The 18523-nt window shown below is 49.2% G+C and carries 19 protein-coding genes and 1 pseudogene; 10 read left to right on the top strand and 10 right to left on the bottom strand.

The features are described from left to right. Positions 1-6: 6 nt before the first annotated feature. Together ABD836_RS01420 and ABD836_RS01415 are read left to right on the top strand one after the other, a co-directional pair. Positions 7-416 (top strand): annotated as a pseudogene (locus tag ABD836_RS01420) (secondary thiamine-phosphate synthase enzyme YjbQ). Positions 417-542: 126 nt separating this feature from the next. Continuing rightward, on the top strand, positions 543-1112 hold the full coding sequence (locus ABD836_RS01415; RefSeq protein ID WP_344931933.1) for a YtfJ family protein: 570 nt from the start codon (positions 543-545) through the stop codon (positions 1110-1112). Between the two features lie 31 nt (positions 1113-1143). On the opposite strand, the gene ABD836_RS01410 is transcribed toward ABD836_RS01415, so the two are convergent. Then, positions 1144-1659 carry an SRPBCC family protein gene (locus ABD836_RS01410; protein ID WP_344931932.1) on the bottom strand — a complete coding sequence of 172 codons (516 nt, stop codon included), beginning with the start codon at positions 1657-1659 and terminating at the stop codon, positions 1144-1146. A 174-nt stretch (positions 1660-1833) separates the two neighbouring features. Here ABD836_RS01410 and ABD836_RS01405 point away from each other — a divergent pair, with 174 nt between their 5' ends. Continuing rightward, positions 1834-2604, top strand: coding sequence for a pseudouridine synthase (locus tag ABD836_RS01405; protein ID WP_344931931.1), 771 nt, complete (start codon positions 1834-1836; stop codon positions 2602-2604). A gap of 117 nt (positions 2605-2721) precedes the next feature. Further along, complete coding sequence (locus ABD836_RS01400; RefSeq protein WP_344931929.1) at positions 2722-4323, top strand: GMC family oxidoreductase; 1602 nt, start codon at positions 2722-2724, stop codon at positions 4321-4323. A 15-nt stretch (positions 4324-4338) separates the two neighbouring features. Here the strand turns inward: ABD836_RS01400 and ABD836_RS01395 are convergent, their stop codons facing one another. Next, the gene (locus tag ABD836_RS01395; RefSeq protein ID WP_344931928.1) at positions 4339-5205 is read right to left on the bottom strand and encodes a DUF2971 domain-containing protein; all 867 of its coding nucleotides are present in this window, start codon (positions 5203-5205) and stop codon (positions 4339-4341) included. Between the two features lie 100 nt (positions 5206-5305). Continuing rightward, positions 5306-6085, bottom strand: coding sequence for an alpha/beta fold hydrolase (locus ABD836_RS01390; protein ID WP_344931926.1), 780 nt, complete (start codon positions 6083-6085; stop codon positions 5306-5308). Positions 6086-6152: 67 nt separating this feature from the next. Here ABD836_RS01390 and ABD836_RS01385 point away from each other — a divergent pair, with 67 nt between their 5' ends. Next, positions 6153-6965 carry a hypothetical protein gene (locus tag ABD836_RS01385; RefSeq protein ID WP_344931924.1) on the top strand — a complete coding sequence of 271 codons (813 nt, stop codon included), beginning with the start codon at positions 6153-6155 and terminating at the stop codon, positions 6963-6965. Here the strand turns inward: ABD836_RS01385 and ABD836_RS01380 are convergent. Genes ABD836_RS01380 through ABD836_RS01370 form a run of 3 tightly spaced genes read right to left on the bottom strand, consistent with a single transcriptional unit; the run spans position 6959 to position 10879 of the window. Next, a complete protein-coding gene (locus tag ABD836_RS01380; protein WP_344931922.1) occupies positions 6959-7960 on the bottom strand; it encodes a HupE/UreJ family protein in 1002 nt (333 codons plus the stop codon). The genes ABD836_RS01385 and ABD836_RS01380 overlap by 7 nt on opposite strands. After that, a complete protein-coding gene (locus ABD836_RS01375; RefSeq protein WP_344931921.1) occupies positions 7953-8870 on the bottom strand; it encodes a peptidyl-prolyl cis-trans isomerase in 918 nt (305 codons plus the stop codon). Before ABD836_RS01375 ends, ABD836_RS01380 begins: the two co-directional genes overlap by 8 nt. Next, positions 8867-10879: a DUF3604 domain-containing protein gene (locus ABD836_RS01370; protein ID WP_344931920.1), complete on the bottom strand. Its 2013-nt coding sequence runs from the start codon at positions 10877-10879 to the stop codon at positions 8867-8869. The genes ABD836_RS01375 and ABD836_RS01370 overlap by 4 nt, the downstream gene beginning before the upstream one ends. 169 nt (positions 10880-11048) lie before the next feature. Here ABD836_RS01370 and ABD836_RS01365 point away from each other — a divergent pair, with 169 nt between their 5' ends. Further along, on the top strand, positions 11049-11351 hold the full coding sequence (locus ABD836_RS01365) for a hypothetical protein (protein ID WP_344931919.1): 303 nt from the start codon (positions 11049-11051) through the stop codon (positions 11349-11351). A gap of 47 nt (positions 11352-11398) precedes the next feature. Here the strand turns inward: ABD836_RS01365 and ABD836_RS01360 are convergent, their stop codons facing one another. After that, positions 11399-12022 carry a glutathione S-transferase family protein gene (locus ABD836_RS01360; protein WP_344931918.1) on the bottom strand — a complete coding sequence of 208 codons (624 nt, stop codon included), beginning with the start codon at positions 12020-12022 and terminating at the stop codon, positions 11399-11401. 115 nt (positions 12023-12137) lie between these two features. On the opposite strand from ABD836_RS01360, the gene ABD836_RS01355 reads away from it, so the two are divergent. The 4 genes from ABD836_RS01355 (at position 12138) to ABD836_RS01340 (ending at position 15017) form a co-directional block, all read left to right on the top strand. Beyond that, the gene (locus ABD836_RS01355; protein WP_344931917.1) at positions 12138-12650 is read left to right on the top strand and encodes a glycine zipper 2TM domain-containing protein; all 513 of its coding nucleotides are present in this window, start codon (positions 12138-12140) and stop codon (positions 12648-12650) included. Between the two features lie 21 nt (positions 12651-12671). Then, positions 12672-12977: a PepSY domain-containing protein gene (locus ABD836_RS01350; protein ID WP_344931916.1), complete on the top strand. Its 306-nt coding sequence runs from the start codon at positions 12672-12674 to the stop codon at positions 12975-12977. A 19-nt stretch (positions 12978-12996) separates the two neighbouring features. Beyond that, a complete protein-coding gene (locus ABD836_RS01345) occupies positions 12997-13680 on the top strand; it encodes a response regulator (RefSeq protein ID WP_344931915.1) in 684 nt (227 codons plus the stop codon). A gap of 62 nt (positions 13681-13742) precedes the next feature. Further along, a complete protein-coding gene (locus tag ABD836_RS01340; RefSeq protein ID WP_344931914.1) occupies positions 13743-15017 on the top strand; it encodes an ATP-binding protein in 1275 nt (424 codons plus the stop codon). Positions 15018-15109: 92 nt separating this feature from the next. Here the strand turns inward: ABD836_RS01340 and ABD836_RS01335 are convergent, their stop codons facing one another. The 3 genes from ABD836_RS01335 to ABD836_RS01325 form a co-directional block, all read right to left on the bottom strand. Continuing rightward, positions 15110-15469, bottom strand: coding sequence for a hypothetical protein (locus tag ABD836_RS01335; protein WP_344931913.1), 360 nt, complete (start codon positions 15467-15469; stop codon positions 15110-15112). Between the two features lie 315 nt (positions 15470-15784). Continuing rightward, a complete protein-coding gene (locus ABD836_RS01330; RefSeq protein WP_344931911.1) occupies positions 15785-17491 on the bottom strand; it encodes a ShlB/FhaC/HecB family hemolysin secretion/activation protein in 1707 nt (568 codons plus the stop codon). A 25-nt stretch (positions 17492-17516) separates the two neighbouring features. After that, positions 17517-18404, bottom strand: a complete 888-nt coding sequence (locus tag ABD836_RS01325) for an OmpA family protein (protein WP_344931910.1) — start codon at positions 18402-18404, stop codon at positions 17517-17519. Positions 18405-18523 lie beyond the last annotated feature (119 nt).

Raw genomic sequence — 18523 nt, 5'->3', positions numbered from 1 at the left:
CTAGCCATGATGGAACGCCTCGTAATTGCTGTTAGCGGCCAGGGCCTGCATAGCATCACCAGCACTATAAGCAACAGCATTGCCAGCCTACTTCCCGGCCAAGATGGCTTGTGTACCCTGTTTATTCAGCACACTTCGGCGAGCTTGCTCATTCAAGAGAATTACGACGACAGCGCCAGAATTGACCTAGAGCGCTGGCTTAATAGGCTGGTGCCCGAAAACGACCCACTGTACACCCACACCATGGAGGGTGCGGACGATAGCCAGCCCATATCAAAGCGGCGCTAACAGCCAGCTCTCTCGCCATCCCCGTACTCAATGGCCAGCTAGCATTGGGCACCTGGCAGGGTATTTACCTGTGGGAGCACCGCCATGCTGCCAGCAAACGTACTGTACTCCTACATTTGAGCAAATAGCGGCTATTCAGTGTTGGTTAAGCTCAGCGGGGTAAACTATGAACTAAGCGTCATCATTCTTTTGTGATCGCTATGCTATTCTTGGCAAAAATTGAATCTATCCACTACACCACAGGTGAACAGCATATGCTGCGTTTTAAAAAATACTTAATAAGTTTAGCGCTTTTCGGCAGCATTAACGGCTATGCCCTTGAGCTTGGCGGCACACTGGCCGACATCAATATTCCTACCAAAGGCGAGCTGATCTTAAATAAATCTAAGGTTGACTACAAAGCGTGGTCTACCAGCACAATCAGCCGCGGCACTCCCGCATTAATTTTTCATCTTGCAGCTAGAATGTCGTCAGACAAAATTATTGACCCCCTACGCACACGGCTAGAGCAAGAAAATTTCACTCCCGGCAGTTTCCAGTCTATCAGTGTCGTGAACATCGACGACGCAATGTGGGGAACTGCAGGTCTGGTCGGCAGCGAAATGGAGAAAAACAAACGCGCTCACCCCGAAGCTATCATGGTCGCCGATGACGCTAGCCGTGGACTAAAAGCATGGGAGTTACAAAAAGGCACTGTGGCGGTGATACTGCTGGATGCGAGCGGGGAAATTCGTTATTTGAAGGAAGGCAAACTTCATTCTAGTGACATAGATACTATTTTATCGTTGCTGAAAACAGAAATTGCTCTCGTTGCCAGCAAATAATACTGGCAACCTTTACCGCGATAAAAAGGCTCTAGCCGCGGCCGCTAAAACAATGGCGGCCTTCAACTAATCTAGCAAATTTGCGTAGCATTAGCTTAACGCCCACGTGCATTACTGGGCTAAACACCGGCAAAAAATATCGACTGAACCCCTTGGGCCTCATGGCCATTGTCCATTTTACCCGGCAGCTGTTGTCATCAAGCTCTTCAACCTGGTAGCGCTCTGCAAAAGATTCAATATTATCTTCGCTGGCATGAGTAAAGCAAAATGCCATTTCCCGCCCCCGCTCCCAAGCGATAAACTCTTCCCAGCCAATCAAATTGCCGACCATGCTTACTGTGCGTGTTGTACCAATCCCAAAGGGCTGGGGTGCGGTCCATTCAACTTTCTGAATTGGCATTGCCCAACGCGGCCAATCATCTGCATTTTCGAAAGATGAAAACACATCAGCTGCACTGGCTTTCACCACGACTTCAGCTACGTAGCGAAATGGTGCCGTATCGAAAAAAGTAATATCGACTGGTTTACACGGGTATCTTTTTGACACGCAACGTCTCCAATTGAGTATGGTTGTCAATCTGGCGCAAAATCAGCTAGTAATTCATTGAACAAACTTTGAGCTGATTGCTACTAGGCCGAAATCTAACACCCCCAGCAAAACTCTAACAAGCGATGTAGGTGAATATGACAAAGTCTTCATCTAAGCCCAGAAGGTAGATACATGAGTAACACTCCCGAAACCTTACCCATTTTGTACCGCGACGAAAACATCCTCGCGGTCAATAAGCCCTGCGGTCTACTGGTTCACCGCAGCCCCATCGACCGCCATGAAACCCGCTTTGCCATACAAATACTCAGGGATCAGATCGGTCAGTATGTTTACCCAGCACATCGTTTAGACAAGCCAACTTCCGGTGTGTTGCTTTTTGCATTGAATCCCGAGGTCGCCAGTCAACTTGGGCAGGTATTCCAGCAACATCAGATATCGAAATCCTACCTAGCAGTATTGCGCGGTTACTGCCCGACCTCCGGCCACATCGACTACGCGCTGACTGAAGAACCAGATAAACGAATCGCCCGTAGCAAGCCTGCAGTCCCGCAAGAGGCCATCACTGACTTTCAATGTTTAGCAACCTATGAGCTGGATGCACAAATCGAAACCTACCCGCAGTCGCGCTACTCCTTGGCGCTCGCCCAACCCAAGACCGGTCGCCGCCACCAATTGCGCCGTCATTTCAAACACATTTCACACCCAATTATTGGTGATGCCAAACACGGCCGCGGCCGCCACAACCGCTACTTTGCTGAGCAGCTCAACTGTCCTCGTCTGCTACTGCATGCAGCTCAGCTGCGCTTTACCCACCCGCTAAGCGACGCCGAAATATGTGTAAATGCGCCGCTAGATGAGTATTTTTTCGGTTTGGCACAACGCTTTAATTGGGACGACAAACTGTGCGATGACTGGCACCCAGAAAAGGTTACAAAATTATAACTTACATGCGTGAAACTTTATCAGTATGGTATCTGCATAAAAGCGAATTCCCCTTCTGTTCCGCGTGCCTACTTTTACAAACGCGATGCAAGCAAGGGCATGACAGGTGCAAACGCCATGAGCATTACAAACTATTACGATTACATCATTGTAGGCGCAGGTTCAGCAGGTTGCGCACTCGCTAACCGCCTATCTGAAAACCCCAAGCACAAGGTCCTGCTGCTGGAAGCCGGCGGTAAAGATAGCCATCCGATGGTACATATCCCCCTCGGTTTTGCCTTTACCATGAAAAATCCGGATTTTAGCTGGTGTTATCGCAGCGAAGCTGAGCCCCACATGAATCAACGCTGTATTGATCAGCCTCGCGGGAAGTTACTCGGCGGCTCTAGCTCAATAAACGGTATGGTATATATTCGCGGACAGCGTGAGGATTACGACCACTGGGCAGCACTCGGCAACCGCGGCTGGGGCTACGATGACTTGTTGCCCATTTTCAAACGCTGCGAACACAATGCCAATGGTGACGACGACTACCACGGCAGTGACGGGCAGCTCTGGGTAGACGATGTTAGCGACAAATACGATTTGGCTGAGATGTATATTCAGGCCGCAGTGGAGTCTGGAATTCCGCGTAGTACCGATTTTAACGGTCCGACGCAAGAAGGTGCGGGCTATTTCCAAGTTAATATTCGCAATGGCTTAAGACAGAGCACCGCAAAAACCTATTTAAAACCCATCTTAAAACGCACAAATTTACACCTTGAAACCCATGCCCTAGCCAGCCGCATCGAGTTTCAAGGCAATAAGGCAATTGCCGTTCGCTATTTACAAAACAATAAAGAAATTACTGCCCGCTGTCGCGCCGAGATAATTCTGTGCGGGGGCACAATTAATTCGCCCCAATTATTAGAACTGTCCGGTATTGGGGACCCTGAATTATTACAGCAGCGCAGTATTAAGGTTACGGTGCCACTACCTGGGGTTGGTGAAAATTTACAAGACCATCTGACGGTAAACACCCAGCGTGCTGTTGCTGGCTTAAAAACCTTTTACGAGGAAAGCCGACCGCTGGCCATGATAAAAACCTTTGCCAAACTGATATTCAAACGCAGTGGCATGTTGATTCATCCTGCGTCTCAGGTCGGTGTGTTTTTCAAAACTGATCCTGAACTAGACCGTCCCGACGCCCAAATCCACTTCACCCCCGCCGCCGGCACCCAGGATGAAAAAGGTCGAATGATCACCACACCGGGGACAACGGCAACGGTGTGTTATTTGCGTCCCAAAAGCCGCGGCTGGGTGCATATTCGCAGCAACGACGCCCGTGATGCTCCCGCATTGCTGCATAATTATTTAGCGGAAGAAGAAGATCAGCAGAAGATGATTGCCGCGGTGCGCAAGACCCGCACCATTTTTGATGCACCGGTATTTGCCAAGCACCGACGGGAAGAACTCATTCCAGGCCCCGCGACGCAAAGTGACGAAGAACTGCTTGAGTTTATCCGCAATACCGGTGAATCGGTGTATCACCCAGTTGGCACCTGCAAAATGGGCAACGACGACATGGCGGTGGTCGACGACCGTTTAAAAGTGCATGGTGTAGAAGGTTTACGCGTTGCCGATGCGTCGATTATGCCGACGTTAATCTCGGGCAACACCAACGCCACAGCGGTGTTAATCGGTGAGCGCTGCGCAGACTTTATCCTCGGCGGAGAATAGGCTCCGCTGCAGAACTTAGTTTTGCCGGTAGGGAATCTGACAATATTCAATACCACGCGCCGGCCGAATACTGTGTTTGGCTAGGCACATTTTCATGGAGTTCATCGACAGACTGATATTCGGTGTTGGGCCAAGGAACACATGATCGAGCGCGACCGCCTCATGTTCCTCTGCCACTAGGGCAAAGCGCATATACGGCACGAGCATACTTCGTCCTTCGCGAAAGCTTACCGCCGCCTGGCGGTAGTCAGATATTACCGGTGAAACCAAACGCCACTCCTGCTCCTCTTCAAAAGAGGGGTGTTTGAGGATAGCGGCCAAGCGCAATAAATCACTCTCTAAATGCTCGAATAGTTGATGATAAACCTCGCGCTCCACACCGTCTTCAATATCACCTGCCAGCACTTCTACCGCGTCAAGTACCTGGGCAATCAAACCCTGTTGGGTCTGACGATCATATATGCAGCGACCCATGCGAAACTCCTGCATTTGCGCACAGCGACTCACGGTCTCAGGATTAAAACCAAGGCTAGCGCCCTTACCAATAGCACTGTAGCCCCGCCACTGACTGAGCAAATTTCCGTTCGCTCGGAACGAAGCACCAAACAAAATATGACCGTTGGTGATACGGTTTTCGACCCAATCTAAAAAACAGGTTAACAAATGGGGGCGACTGTGCCCGCCATTGATACGCGCCGTCACTTCACGACCAACTAAATCTGCAGTGTGGCGCAGCTCGGCAGAATCGTTCATATAGCGGATATCACTGGCCCACAAGGTGCGACTGCCAATAATTCCCAAGACCCCACTCAGCGAGGTGTAGTGATACAGGGTTTCTTGGGGGGGCTCAGAAAAAAGCGCCTCGGTAATTTTACTAATCATTGGCCACCACCGTGATCCACCTCCTCTTTTTTAGCTAATTTGGCTTACCCCAAAAAGTATAGTCTGTCCTGTGAATGTTAAAGACTGTTTACGACCAAGCTTAGCCCTCGGCCAAAAACGCCGTGACCATGCCGTTAAAGATTTTGGGGTACTCAGCGTGTAGCCAATGCCCTGCACCGGCGATGGTAAGCAATTCCATTTGCGGAAATTGGCGCTGCATTGGCGCGCGATTTTCGTCGCGGATATATCGCGACAGCTCCCCGCGAATAAATAAGGTTGGCCCATCAAAAGGCTCGGCGCTTGGTGCGTCACGCAGATTGTCATAGCAGTCGGCGATCCCCGTTAAATTCATCCGCCAGCTCCATGCATCCTTACCGTCCCGAACGATATTTTTGAGAAGAAACTGCCTGATAGCCAATTCAGGAACCGCTTTTTGCAATAATTCATCCGCCTGTTCGCGGCTGCGCAAGGCCCGCAAGTCCATGCTTAATAATGCAGTAATAATGTCGTCGTGACCCCGCCCGTAACGCACCGGTGCAATATCAGCGACAATTAAACGCTGAATCCGCTCTGGCGCGGTGATCGCCACTTGCATGGCGACTTTACCGCCCAGCGAATGCCCCAAAATATGCGCTTCTTTAATGTTCAGTTTATCCATAGTGGCCAGCACATCTTCGGCCATTGTGGGTATATCCATGATATCGCTGTGCGGCGATTTACCGTGGTTGCGTAAATCCATACGGACAACTTGATAGTCGGCGCCTAAACTACGCGCCACGCCCATTAAGTTGCTGGCAGAGCCAAATAAACCGTGCAGTAAAATAACGGGGAACGTACCATCACCCGCTACTTCGGTGTGTAAACTAAGAACCCTGGGCATATGTTCGCTTCTCTTCATCTATAGCGGTTGTTAGAATGCACAGGCTTTCAAATAAAAAGGTGTTACTGTGCGATTATCTTTTCTCATTTTAGTATTGGTCGGTGCTGTACTCAGTACAGGCTGTAGCTCAACAGAATACAACCCAACGACCTACGACTATTTTATCAGTCGCGACCAACTCAAACAAAAGCCCATCAAAAACGTTATATTGGCGAGCGTGAATGTCAGTGGCGAACCGACAAGATCGATCTTGCGCGACAGCGTCGACAAAGTCGATGCTCAAGTCGTCGATTACCTCGAGAGCAATGGCTACAGCTTCGCACCCAGCCACTTGTTTGACAATGCCTGGCGCCAAGCCCTGTTAAGCTTCGGCAATTTTTATGACCCAACCACCGGTAAGGTCGACCGTGTTGCATGGCAGCAGGTGATGTCGGCGACGCTACAAAGCCTAGCTGACCGGAAAGATATCGACGCAGTAGTATTTACCGACCTGCTAGAGCATGACATTCAGCACAGCCCAGGCATGAAACACTACGCACGCTGGTACGGCGTGAGCCGCGAACCCGCTACCGAAGGCCCTACTTCAAGCGTACCGACCGATTTCAATTGGACGCAAATTATTAAAGGCGCCACATTGATGGTAACCATCTATACCACTGACGGCACACCGCTGTTTTCCAGCCGCGGCGGTATAGACACCTTACACAGCATTGATTCACGTAAATCTCAGAAAAGCTTTGTGCGACGTAAAAAGATTTTGAGTCGTTCAAGCAATATTCAGGAAGGCATTGAGCTGGCTTTTCACCCTATGATTGTCATGAAGCACTATCCAGGAAAAGTCCCGGCAGCGCCGACTAACCAAGCAGCTACAACTCAATAAACACCGTAGTCCAGCGTGGCCTCAACGAGTTTGAGGCCACGATCCAATAACCAATACATTGACACTGATCCCATCAGATATATTGCCGCCCAGCGTGCACCAGCAAGCCACCGCAGGCTAGGCAACTGCCTAAGCAACCAAACCCCGGCCATTACCGCCGCGATAAACATCAGTTGGCCCAGCTCGATACCTATATTAAACCCCAGTAAAGCCGATACTACACCGCTACTCCCATCAAGTAATTCGCTCAATACACCGGCAAAGCCTAAACCATGCAACAGGCCAAAACCGGCAATTAAAACAGTCATGCCCGCTCGCGATTTAGTTTGACCAACACCTGTACTAAGAAACCCAGCCATCAGCAAAACACTAAGCGCGATTAACCACTCTGCCAAGCTTGGCATATAAGGTATAAAGCCCAAGCTCACCAGCGCCAAACTAATACTGTGGCCAAGCGTAAAGCTCGTTATGAGTATCACTAATTGCCGAATACCCGAGGCCAGCATCAACAAGCCCAGCACAAACAACAAATGATCGACGCCAGCTAAAATATGACTAACACCCAGCGCGCTAAACTGCACTAAAGCCCGGCCCATACCAATATCCGATTTAGGTACAAAGGAATCTTGATCTGTGCGCAGCAGAAGCTGTTGACGACCACCTGCCAAGCTGTGCCAGCGCAGTAAAGCTGCCGTTTTTGACTCAGTTAGACCGCGAACGGAAAAGTTCAGCTCGCCCATAGATACCGGGCAGACAAGCGAATAACGAAACTCAACTGCGCTACCATTAACAACTTGAACACGCTTGCCAAGCTGACGACACCCTTGCGGCAACACCGGCGCGGGCTGTGTAACGGCTTGCATTGGCGTACGCCATAACAACTCAACTATACCGCCAGGCTGTTCCCGCAACTCTAAAAGCGAAGGGGCAAAATTATGCGCCTGCGTCATATTCCCCACGCACATTAACAAGAAAAATAATCGAAGCTTATTCACTGCACGACACCCGATACTGTTCACGTAATCTCGCGATATACACCTGCCAACTGCGGCGCTGTAGATCTTGTCGCCAAATGAGTTCGAGCTCCGGTCGCATCTCTTCAAAATTTCTCACTGCGCCAGGGACTATTTCGTGTAAATTGATAAGATGCCAACCATAAACGGATTTTCGCGGGCCAATCCAGCGATTAAGATTGACATCCGTCAGTGCATCAAACCAAAAACCCGGCCCAAATATGCGGCTAATCTCCGCGGCTGTCATTCTTGTAAATGACTCACCACTGAGAAATACATCACTAGAAATTGGCGACTCATCATTATTAAGTTGTGCCATGAGGCGCGCTGCCGACTGTTGCTGCGCAAGCGAATCACCTGCGAAAAACCGCTGTTCGAAACTATAACGCGGAGGGCGATGACTAAGCTGCGGATGCACTGCAGCCAAGCGTCGCAGGTCTCGCTCTCTCGGGTTTTGCGCTGACACATCGACTGTCACCTGATGCTCCTGCAATTGAATCAGCCGTCGTCGAATGACCTCATCGCTCTCTAAAAGGCCCATCGCCAGCACGGCGTCTAATTGGCTTGCCCGACCGCCCTCAATTCCGAGAAATTCTGCATCACGCAATAAACGCTGCAGCACAACATCATCACGTTTGTGTAAGCCCTTAAGCTGGGCTTCGCGCACAAGCATCTGCTCATCCAATGCCGCCTGACCAAGCGCCTGTCGCACCACAGTCGTGATTGGCTGGCGATTTTGCTGGGCCCATACAGCCACCATTGCGTCCATCTCACCGGCTGCTGGGCACACAAGCTGCCGCTGTTCATACGCCGTATAGCCCGTGTTAAGTCCATACAAGGCGAGGCCAAGAGCAAAAAAGTGAAACAATTTAGCGCGAAGTAAACGTATCAAGGCAGCCTAGACTCTTCGCTATCTGCGGCTGCTTGCTCACGGTTATTCGCGGGCTTATACCAAATTGGCGAGGTCCACGCTCGCTCCTGAATTATTGGGCGGTGATCAGCACTACAACAGGATTCATAGCCTGGCGTTATCGTTTCTGGCTTTTTGCAGTCGACTGCCGCCGCAACACACAATTGCTGACTCCAGCGACAACTTGGGTTTTCGAGTACCCGCGCATAATAATACGCACTCTGTCCGGCATTAAAATTGGGGTCCTGCCAATTCGCACAAAGTTGGCTAGCACCTTCACCATAACTTTTGCAATTCGTCGTATCGACACCAACATCGGTGGCACCGCTGCTGGCAACATCAATGACCTGCTCTGTGCTCGTGCCATCGGGAGCGACACTGACTTTAATAATCTGAACTGTATTCAAGGGCATACCCGGTTGATTCGCGGTGCCCGGGTCCATACGCGCAAAGACTGAAAATACCGGCGCCACTTCATCCATAGTCGGCAGTAGATCGCCGCCCATCGCGACACCATTGTTATAACCACTTGCCACGTAATCACGGCGCGCACACATATCAGCCGGCAGTTGCCAGCCACCAAAGAATCGCACCTCCATACGCGGCCCACTAGTGCCGTAGGTTTCGCGACGCTGCATGGCCTCAAAAATGCCCGCGCGACTGTTTTCCGTCGCCCACACAGCAGCTAAGCCACCAGGATTAAATTCAAGATCGTCCGGAAGTCCCTGAGGGACCTCGGCCCCAGCCGGCACGCCCGCACCGCCATGGCCGAGGAAGCCCTTTTCACTCACCGCGCCCGGTGCGCTGATATGGGTATCTGAGCTGGCAATAAACCCAAATTTAAAGGGATTTACATCTAAGCGCTGCTCCTGCAGTAATCCTTCTTTTAAGACATCCCGAAGAAAGCCGGATTTTTCGGTGGGTTCATCTCGCAAAAAAGGCACGAACTTACCTGAAAATCGGTTATACGGTAATTGCTCAAAACCACATAGCTCATCTGCGCTGGCGAGGGGGTTATAAAAACACTCAGAACTACCCTTGTGCTGCATTATTTCCACTAAACGCTCTAAGCGCGATCGCTGGGCGGCATCCGCTGCCGTGATAGCGGAGCCATCATCCCGCAAGATGCTAAACATATAGCCGTCGCTTAAATTGGAATTGTGCGGTATCACCATTACGTCACAGCCCGTGCCGACATTCACACAATCACGATCTAGGGCATCCCAAAGCTGTTCCGCCGACGGCGTATCGATAAAACTTAATGGCAAGCGTGGCACCTGCTCATTTTTAAAAATGATATTGCGATGTAGATTGGCGAGATTGGCAGAGGCGCCTGTCCACTCGTAGGCAACAAAACTGGTAAATTGACAGTCGCTAGTGCGGTCGTATGCATCTCCCGCCGCCTGCTGTATCTCTTGCCAAGGGCGCAAGCCTGCTTGCCGACATCGCTCGCCATCTTCACCACAGAAACCGAGGCGCCCAGCAAGCGACGACTGCGTATTAAATAGAAAAAAAGCTGTGCGCGGAAAGTTTCGGTAAAGTTTACACTGCCAGCTACCGTAGCCGCTTAACGCCGGATTCTGGCAAATTTCGACTTCACCAAATAATTCTGCGTGATCAGTAACCACAGCAAAGTCTAAAGGCCTGTCGATCTGTAAGGTGCGCAAGGGCTTACCTTCTTCAGTCCAAGGCTGCACACCAATAGCGGCGCCGCGTGCAAACTGATAGGCATCCGCAGGCGAAGTGCGAGTCCCCTGCGTGCTGGCATCGAGCGAATATTTGGTGTGTACGTGTGTGTCACCAAATAAAACCTCGCGATGTGGATATTGCTGTGCACAAGGCTCACGCAATTCGGTATAGGGCTGCACGGCAAGTTGCTGCTGGGCAATAAGCTGACTGCTCGCAACGCAGCTAAAGGCAAGAAACATTAAAACAGGGAATATAGATATACTGGGTCGCACTTGCATGAGCGCTGACAGAAAAATGCGCATTGGCAATAGTTCCATTTTTATTAGACTCAGAACATTATCCGCTACACAGAACCACCAGACTATGATCCTTTCGCAGTAGCACGACTTAACTTACAGTAAAACTGATTCAGCCATGGTTCAGATTGCCTATGCCATCCTACAGTTGTTCTTCAGCCTAGGAGTTATCAACATGAAGTTAAGTGCCTGTTTTGTCCTCGTCGCTGGGCTGGCCTTTGCCGCAAACAGCTACGCAGATCATCAACGCCATAGCGAATTTGAAGCTCGTTACCGGTACAGCAACGATAACAGCCACAATCAACACAGTAAGAAACATCATCGCAACCAAGATGTTTACTATGTCCGCGATGACCACCATGATCATTACTATGATAGCCATGACAGCTACTATGTCCGCCACGTTCACAGCCGCAGCTGCGGACATAATTACCAACCGGCATTTAATACACGGGTTAAGGTATTTCTTGGGATTTAAACCCTAAGCCGCTGATACACAATCAGCGGCAAAAGCGGCATTATGTATTATTCGCCGAATCGAGATTTCATGCTGGCAAACCACGTCTGCAGCGCTGGGCAATTGTCCGGGATTTGGCGCTTGACCCAACCGCAGAACCCCAACACCACATAAAGGTCGATATCAGCTTGGCTAAGCTCATTGCCAACCAAGAATTCTCGACCGCCAATATCTGCGTTCATTGACTCAAAAAAAGCACCAATCCGAAGGTTTCCCCGTTCTACCAATTCCGGTAGCTGCGGCATTTTCAGTGGCCCCGGTAGCGGTCTGTCTTTAAATGCCTCGCCTTTATTGCGGAGAACTTCAGCCACTGCCATGGCGCCTTCAAAAAATATTTGGTGGCAGTACCCAATAACCTGCGCTCTTTGCAGACCGTCGCGGCCAAACAAGGGTTTGTCAGGGTAGACACTATCAATATACATACAGATAGCGATGGTGTCGGTTAGCACTGTGCCGTCATCAAGTTGCAATGTTGGCAAAGTAGAGCGCGGGTTAATCGCACGGAAGCTATCAGCAAACTGCTCTTTACCCATAAGGTCAATCGCTTGGGTGTCGATCTTGACTCCCTTATATTTCAGTAATAGACCTACACGCCGTGGATTTGGCGCCGCATCAAATGTATATAATTTCACCTATCGCGTCCTCTTTTATCATTTTCGGAAAATGCACCGTGCCCATAGTTTATTCAGCTTTAGTTCAGGCTCAACACACTACTCTATATACTCACTAAGCAAAGGAGTATATGCCATGTTGAAGTACTCTGTAATTCCCCTGTTCCTAGTCTGCTCTGTGGTCGTGCACGCTGACCATCGAAATTATAGCCACAACACCACGCATCTCGCCTGGGTTACGCAGGTAACGCCTATATACGAGCGCATTGCCTACTCAGCGCCACGCGAACAGTGCTGGCAGGAAACAGTTGCCTATGAACGACACAGTAGTACCGCACCAATCCTAGGGGCGATACTCGGCGGCGCCCTTGGCAATGAAATTGGCCACCACAAGAGCAATAAGCGCGTTGGCACCCTCGTCGGCGCGGTACTGGGCGCCAGCGTGGCCACCGACATATCCCGCCAGCGTGGTGACCGGCACTACAAAACGGTTGACCGCTGCGAAGTCCATGACCATCGCATGTGGCGAGATGAAATTGTGGCTTACAATGTAAGCTATCGCTACCAAGGTGAGATTTATCACACCCGTTTACCCTATAATCCAGGTAAGCAGATTGAGATTGAAGTTAATGTTACTCCCCGCGGTTAAGGGCTAATACCAGGGAATGTTATGCGTAAAATAAAGTGGTGCAATGTACTGGCTTTTGTCAGTGCGGCAATAATTGCTAGTTCGGTCAATGGTGATCCGCTGCGCGGCGCGACTGGCGGCTACTTAGGACTACAAGATCGCCCAATACTCGAACAGCGACTAGATACCTCCTCACGGGCACGCGCCACCATGTCTGTTAATGAGGCGATTAGCATCGCCGAAAAACGCTACGGCGGGCGTGCCGTGGGCGCAAAAAAAACAGGGTCCGGTTACCAAGTCCGCATTTTGCAAGACAATGGCAAAATCAAAAACGTTAAAATCGATTGAGCACTGACGAGAATCAGCGATGCGCATACTCATTATAGAAGATGAACAGACACTACTGGATCAACTCCGCCGCCAGTTCGAGAAAGCAGACTACGCCTGCGATTGCGCCAGCGACGGCAGCGAAGGACTCTTTCTAGGGCAAGAAAATCCTTATGACCTCGCCATTGTCGACCTTGGTTTACCCATACTCGACGGGATTAGTGTAATAAAACAGTGGCGCAGTGAAGGCCACAAATTTCCAGTCCTAATCTTGACCGCCAGAGACCGCTGGCAAGATAAAGTTGAGGGCCTTGAAGCTGGTGCCGACGATTATGTTGGCAAACCATTCCAAATTGAAGAAGTTATGGCGCGAGCCAATGCGCTAATTCGCCGTTCTGCCGGTTTTGCTAGCCCGCAGTTACAATTCGGCTGCATCACCATCGACACCGGCGCAAAGCGCGCGCTCTTGAACAAACAAGCCTTGGAGTTAACCGCCTACGAATACAACGCCTTAGAATATATGGCAATGCGCAGTGGCCAAGTCGTGTCCAAAACAGATTTAACCGAACACCTTTACGACCAAGACTTTGATCGTGACAGCAATGTTATTGAAGTGTTTATCGCCAGACTTCGTAAAAAAATTGATCCAAACAATACCCTGAAACCAATTTCGACATTGCGTGGCCGGGGCTATCGGTTTGAACTTAGCGAAACCCAGCACTGACGATGCCCCGTACTCGCTCGAGTTCAATTACTCGCCGCCTTATCTTAGCTAGTCTTACACTAATGCCTGTGCTCCTCGGGATTACCGGCGTGGCAATCGACCGCGCGCATACCAGCAGTCTCATTAGTGCAGAACAGGAACAACTACGCCTACAGTTTTTCGGTTTACTTGGCGCAATTGAATGGCAAGATGGCGAAATTGAGATGGGAGACCGCTTAAAAGAGCCACGATTCTGGCAGTTTCGCTCAGGGCTCTACGCTGAAATCCGTCATCGCGACGGCAGCGTCATTTGGCGATCAGTGTCGAGTGATACCCTAAATTTACCAATCCCAGACAACATGCCCCGCTCAGGAAGGGAATTGTTTGGCGAGACGGAAATTAATACGGAAGCATTCTTCACATTTTATTACCATGCAATTTGGGAAACTGAAGAAGAAAATGAAATTCCGCTACTTTTCTCCTTATACTCTCAACAAAGCACACTCCTCCACGAGCAAAAAAATTTCCGCAATCAAATAAGTTTGTGGTTAGGCTTAGTTTTGCTCATTTCTTTATTCGTAAGCGCTTTAACTCTCTACTGGGGCTTACGCCCACTCAGGAAATTAGCGAAAGATCTACTACGACTAGAACAGGGCGAAACACTGCAACTTAGTGACGATTACCCAAGAGAACTTCAAGGTATTACCTATAATCTCAATCAATTGCTGAGCAAAGAAAAGAAACAACGGGAGCGTTACCGCAATACACTCGCTGATCTTGCCCACAGCCTTAAAACACCTCTGGCCGTACTAAAATCTGGCAGTGCCGACAGCAGCGCGGCAAACGAACAAATTGCACGCATGGACAATATTATAAATTACCAACTTAAGCGCGCCGTAAGCGGCGGAAAACAAAACCTAAGTAGCAGAACCTATATAAAACCCCTTATTGACCGCCTAACAAACTCACTAGAAAAAGTTTATCGCGACAAATCTATTCAATTTCAAAACCAACTAAATGCAGAACTAGCACTCACTATTGACGAACAAGATGCCATGGAGTTGTTTGGTAATCTTTTGGACAATGCCAGCAAAGCGTGTAAAGAGAAAATTATAATCAGTGCGACAGAAAGTCAGCATCAATGCCACGTTCTCATCGATGACGATGGTTTAGGCATCAATGAATCACAACGCCAAACGCTTTTGCAAAGAGGATTTCGCGGGGATCAATACGGACAAGGTCAAGGTTTAGGACTTGCCATAGTCAGAGACATTATCGATAGCTATGAAGGTGACATTAGCTTTTCTCAATCATCACTCGGCGGATTACACGTCAAACTTACACTGGCAAAATTATAGGTTATTACACCAAACAAAAAGGCCAGTCTGCATCGTCGCAAACTGGCCTTCAATTACGTTATCAAGCAACGTAAAAAAATTTCATCGATTTGTTAAATAGGCGCGGCAGGAAGATCTAGTGGTAGTGCTGGCAAGCCGCCATCTAACAAACTCAGTACATCAACGGGTAGGCTCGGCAAACCACCACCCGGCAAACTAGGCACACCACCACCGAGCATCGCTAGCGGGTCAAGTGGAAGGCTCGGCAAGCTGCCAAGCAATGCCAATGGATCCGACGGCAAACCAGGTAAACCTGGTAAACCACCACCCGGCAACCCTGGCAAACTACCTAACTGACTATCAATAGTAGTCAAGACATCGATCACTGGCGCCAATGGCCCCGCAAGACTAAGCGCGCTAACCGAGGCAAAGCTTGCCGCGAGTACTAATTTTTTAAAGTGTGTTTTTTTCATGATTTCCCCTAGATATTAATCCGTTAACCAATATTACTTATTATCAAAACGACACGTATTTATTCCGGAAGCTAAACTGCGATGTTAGCCACCACTGCCATTCGATAGTACGGACTTATACCTATACCAATATGTGACGCAGATCACAAAAAATATTAAAGAGAATTGAATAACAAGGCGCTACGACACGGCGGCAAGCCACTGAGCATTATTGGTACGAATATATTAAAATTTCTGTAGTATAAGGGAACACGAGCTAAGGAAGGATTTAGTCATTCGCGGCACCCGAAAAGCTTAAGATGCCGCATCAAAATATTAGAAATTAAGCTTTATTCGCCAAAAAAAGTCGACCTCTAAATCTGACAAGGCTGCTTCGTCAAGATTGTCATCATAGATCGGTGTTGCCGCAACGAGCTCCGACTCAAGGTACTTGTCAAATTCAAGCTTTACGCTAAAGCCAGCGTCAGCGATAGCGCGAATTTCCCCAGCGGCACCCACAGCATCTTCATGCCACGCGTGACCATACTCAACAAAAAGAACAGGTTTAAAATTAAAACCTGCCAGAGGAATACCGGTGCTTTCGAGCGCAAATTTAGTGTACACACCGGAGTCACCAACCAATACACCTGGCAAATAGGCACTCAGCCCACTGCCGCCTCCTAAGAAAAACTGCTGTTGCAGGGGTAGCTGCTTATTATCTGAGAATTGACTGATGACATCCCATTTAATATTTGCCCAGTCAACAAGCGCCATTTTAATACTGCCGCGTGGTTTGAAAATTAAAAATTCACCTGTTCTGCGCCCAGTAGCAACAACACCGTCACGAGTATCCGTCCCTAGCGTACCGCCGTCGCCCTCCAATCCAGCTTCCAGCAAGCCCTGTCCCGTTAGTTGCGTGCCCACGCCAAACAAGCGCATTAATTTATTGTATTTCACGCCCAGCTCTAGAGTTGTATGGGGCTCATCAAGGGCTAAACCGAATTCCTGCGCATCAATAAAGCTGTCCACTTTTTCTAGGCGCTGCGACGTTGTCAGCCGCTGAAAACTATCACTGGAAATCACTTGCTCGCCAGTAAGCGCTATAGTCTTTGTCTCAGAATACAGATGAAGTACAGTGTTCGTTGATGCCCCGGAAGGTAAAAGTCCGCCTAAATCAATACCCGTAAGGCCGTCAACGACATCACAAACTGCTAGTAATGCCGAACATAAGCCTCCACTGGCATCTCCCGATGCGGCTTCATCACCGGTAACCACATCCCGAGCGTACTCGACATACCGCGCCTCTAGACCATACAAGCCATAACTACTTGGGTAGTTCAGCCTAAAGGTATATCCATCATAGTAATCACCGCCATTGACCTCGCCAAATTCCGTTAATGCACGATCATAGGAGAGTGAGGCTTCAATTCCCGACTGAAAATCATGTTTAACGCTCGCATTGGCAAAGTAGCGGCCGAGAAAACGATTGCCGAAATTATTAACACTAAGATTGAATTCGGTGCTGTCGTGATCTATTTTGGGTCTTTCAGTAAACACCAAAATATAGGCTTCAGGGTCTGCCGCTACCTGGTAGCTAACAGTGTAATCCACGCCAGCGCGGTCGCTTCTCAAACTTGCTAGCACCTGTTTGCTACCAAACTCTGATTTTTGTAAATCCTCGTCGCCTATTAGACCGGAAAAATAAGGATAAATAGTCTCTGGCGCTTTGATTTCCGACAATTTCCCATTTATTACATGGGCAAAAATAGTATTATCGCGCTGCGCAAAATAGACCGTTACTAATAAATGACCCAACTGATAATAAGCCTGATTGAGCGCATTCACTGCTTGAGCTGGTGTCTTTGCCGCATTAACGATCAATTGCAGTTGTTCAGAGCTAAGGTAACGATTACCGGATATTCTCAAAGCGTAGTCGCCAACATTTACATCAACAATATTGTCAGACTGTAAAGCAGCATATTGTTCAATACGCTCGGCCGTAGAGGCCTGTGGTGGTATCACCGGCGGTAAATCGATTGCCATAATGTCTCCAATACGTAATTTTTACTCAGTGCTGAGAATTGCCCTGATTCACAAACAACTCGACCCGTCGATTTTGCGCTCGAGCCGCGACTAAGTCATCGCCACTAAGGTTGCTAATGTTAATTATAGGTTGCCGCTCGCCATAGCCTCGGACATGCATCATTGAAGCGGGAACGCCCTCTGCGAGAAAATAGTTTCTAACGGCAAGTGCTCGACGTTCCGACAGCCGCTGATTATAGCTATCACTTCCCAAGTCGTCAGTATGCCCGGCAATTTCAATGTTTAACTTTGGATTCACTTTAATAATCCGGGCAGCTTGACGAAGTGTCGCGCTAGAAGACGCAGTTAACAAAGCAGTGTCGACCGCAAAACTGACTCCACGCAACACCAACGGACTTCCCTTTTCAAAGTGACAGCCCGACGGCAACACCATTGCGTTAGGCGGAGAATTTAGACACTGATCGTGGCTATCACAGACACTGTCGCGATCTTTATCCACGCACTGATAGTCACCGTTTTTTCGTTTATTTCTATCGGTTACCGAGCCATCGCTTTCGCTATACAGCTCAACGGTCAATACCGTTGGATTAACATCACCGTCACTGGCAGTGTCCTGTAAAAATTCAAGCACAGCGCCCTGGGAGTCACCTAAACCAAACAATGGCGTCAACGCCCCGCCCACTGGTGCATCGCCTGCGGGTGCACCCAATAACAATATATCTTGGCCACTTACGCTCACGTTTAGCAGGCCATCATCACCGAGCGCCTCGACACCCAATAAATTATCAAGACCGCCCGCATCACCGCCTAAAAGATCAACATCAGACAAAGCACCGGTAACAGGGGCCGTAAGTGAGGATCCAAGCAATTCAACATTAACCAATTGCGCACGCAAAATAGGCGATATGGCCACAACGCTAATTGTTAATAAAAGTAACCGCGCTAATCGAGCCAAAAGGGGGGGTTCACTCCGCATTTAAAACAAATAACACACTGATAACACGCTGTATTGGCAGAACTATCGTCGCTATT

It is taken from the genome of Zhongshania borealis (assembly GCF_039539625.1).
GTDB classification, from domain to species: Bacteria; Pseudomonadota; Gammaproteobacteria; order Pseudomonadales; family Spongiibacteraceae; genus Spongiibacter; species Spongiibacter borealis.
The sequence above is the reverse complement of the archived record's forward strand: the minus strand, read 5'-3'. Positions and strand labels throughout refer to the sequence as shown.

Coding starts and splice junctions, on each gene's coding strand:
- ABD836_RS01415 (WP_344931933.1), top strand. CDS start 543: ATGCTGCGTTTTAAAAAATACTTAATAAGTTTAGCGCTTTTCGGCAGC.
- ABD836_RS01405 (WP_344931931.1), top strand. CDS start 1,834: ATGAGTAACACTCCCGAAACCTTACCCATTTTGTACCGCGACGAAAAC.
- ABD836_RS01400 (WP_344931929.1), top strand. CDS start 2,722: ATGAGCATTACAAACTATTACGATTACATCATTGTAGGCGCAGGTTCA.
- ABD836_RS01395 (WP_344931928.1), bottom strand. CDS start 5,205: ATGATTAGTAAAATTACCGAGGCGCTTTTTTCTGAGCCCCCCCAAGAA.
- ABD836_RS01390 (WP_344931926.1), bottom strand. CDS start 6,085: ATGCCCAGGGTTCTTAGTTTACACACCGAAGTAGCGGGTGATGGTACG.
- ABD836_RS01370 (WP_344931920.1), bottom strand. CDS start 10,879: ATGCGCATTTTTCTGTCAGCGCTCATGCAAGTGCGACCCAGTATATCT.
- ABD836_RS01365 (WP_344931919.1), top strand. CDS start 11,049: ATGAAGTTAAGTGCCTGTTTTGTCCTCGTCGCTGGGCTGGCCTTTGCC.
- ABD836_RS01355 (WP_344931917.1), top strand. CDS start 12,138: ATGTTGAAGTACTCTGTAATTCCCCTGTTCCTAGTCTGCTCTGTGGTC.
- ABD836_RS01350 (WP_344931916.1), top strand. CDS start 12,672: ATGCGTAAAATAAAGTGGTGCAATGTACTGGCTTTTGTCAGTGCGGCA.
- ABD836_RS01345 (WP_344931915.1), top strand. CDS start 12,997: ATGCGCATACTCATTATAGAAGATGAACAGACACTACTGGATCAACTC.
- ABD836_RS01340 (WP_344931914.1), top strand. CDS start 13,743: ATGCCTGTGCTCCTCGGGATTACCGGCGTGGCAATCGACCGCGCGCAT.
- ABD836_RS01335 (WP_344931913.1), bottom strand. CDS start 15,469: ATGAAAAAAACACACTTTAAAAAATTAGTACTCGCGGCAAGCTTTGCC.
- ABD836_RS01330 (WP_344931911.1), bottom strand. CDS start 17,491: ATGGCAATCGATTTACCGCCGGTGATACCACCACAGGCCTCTACGGCC.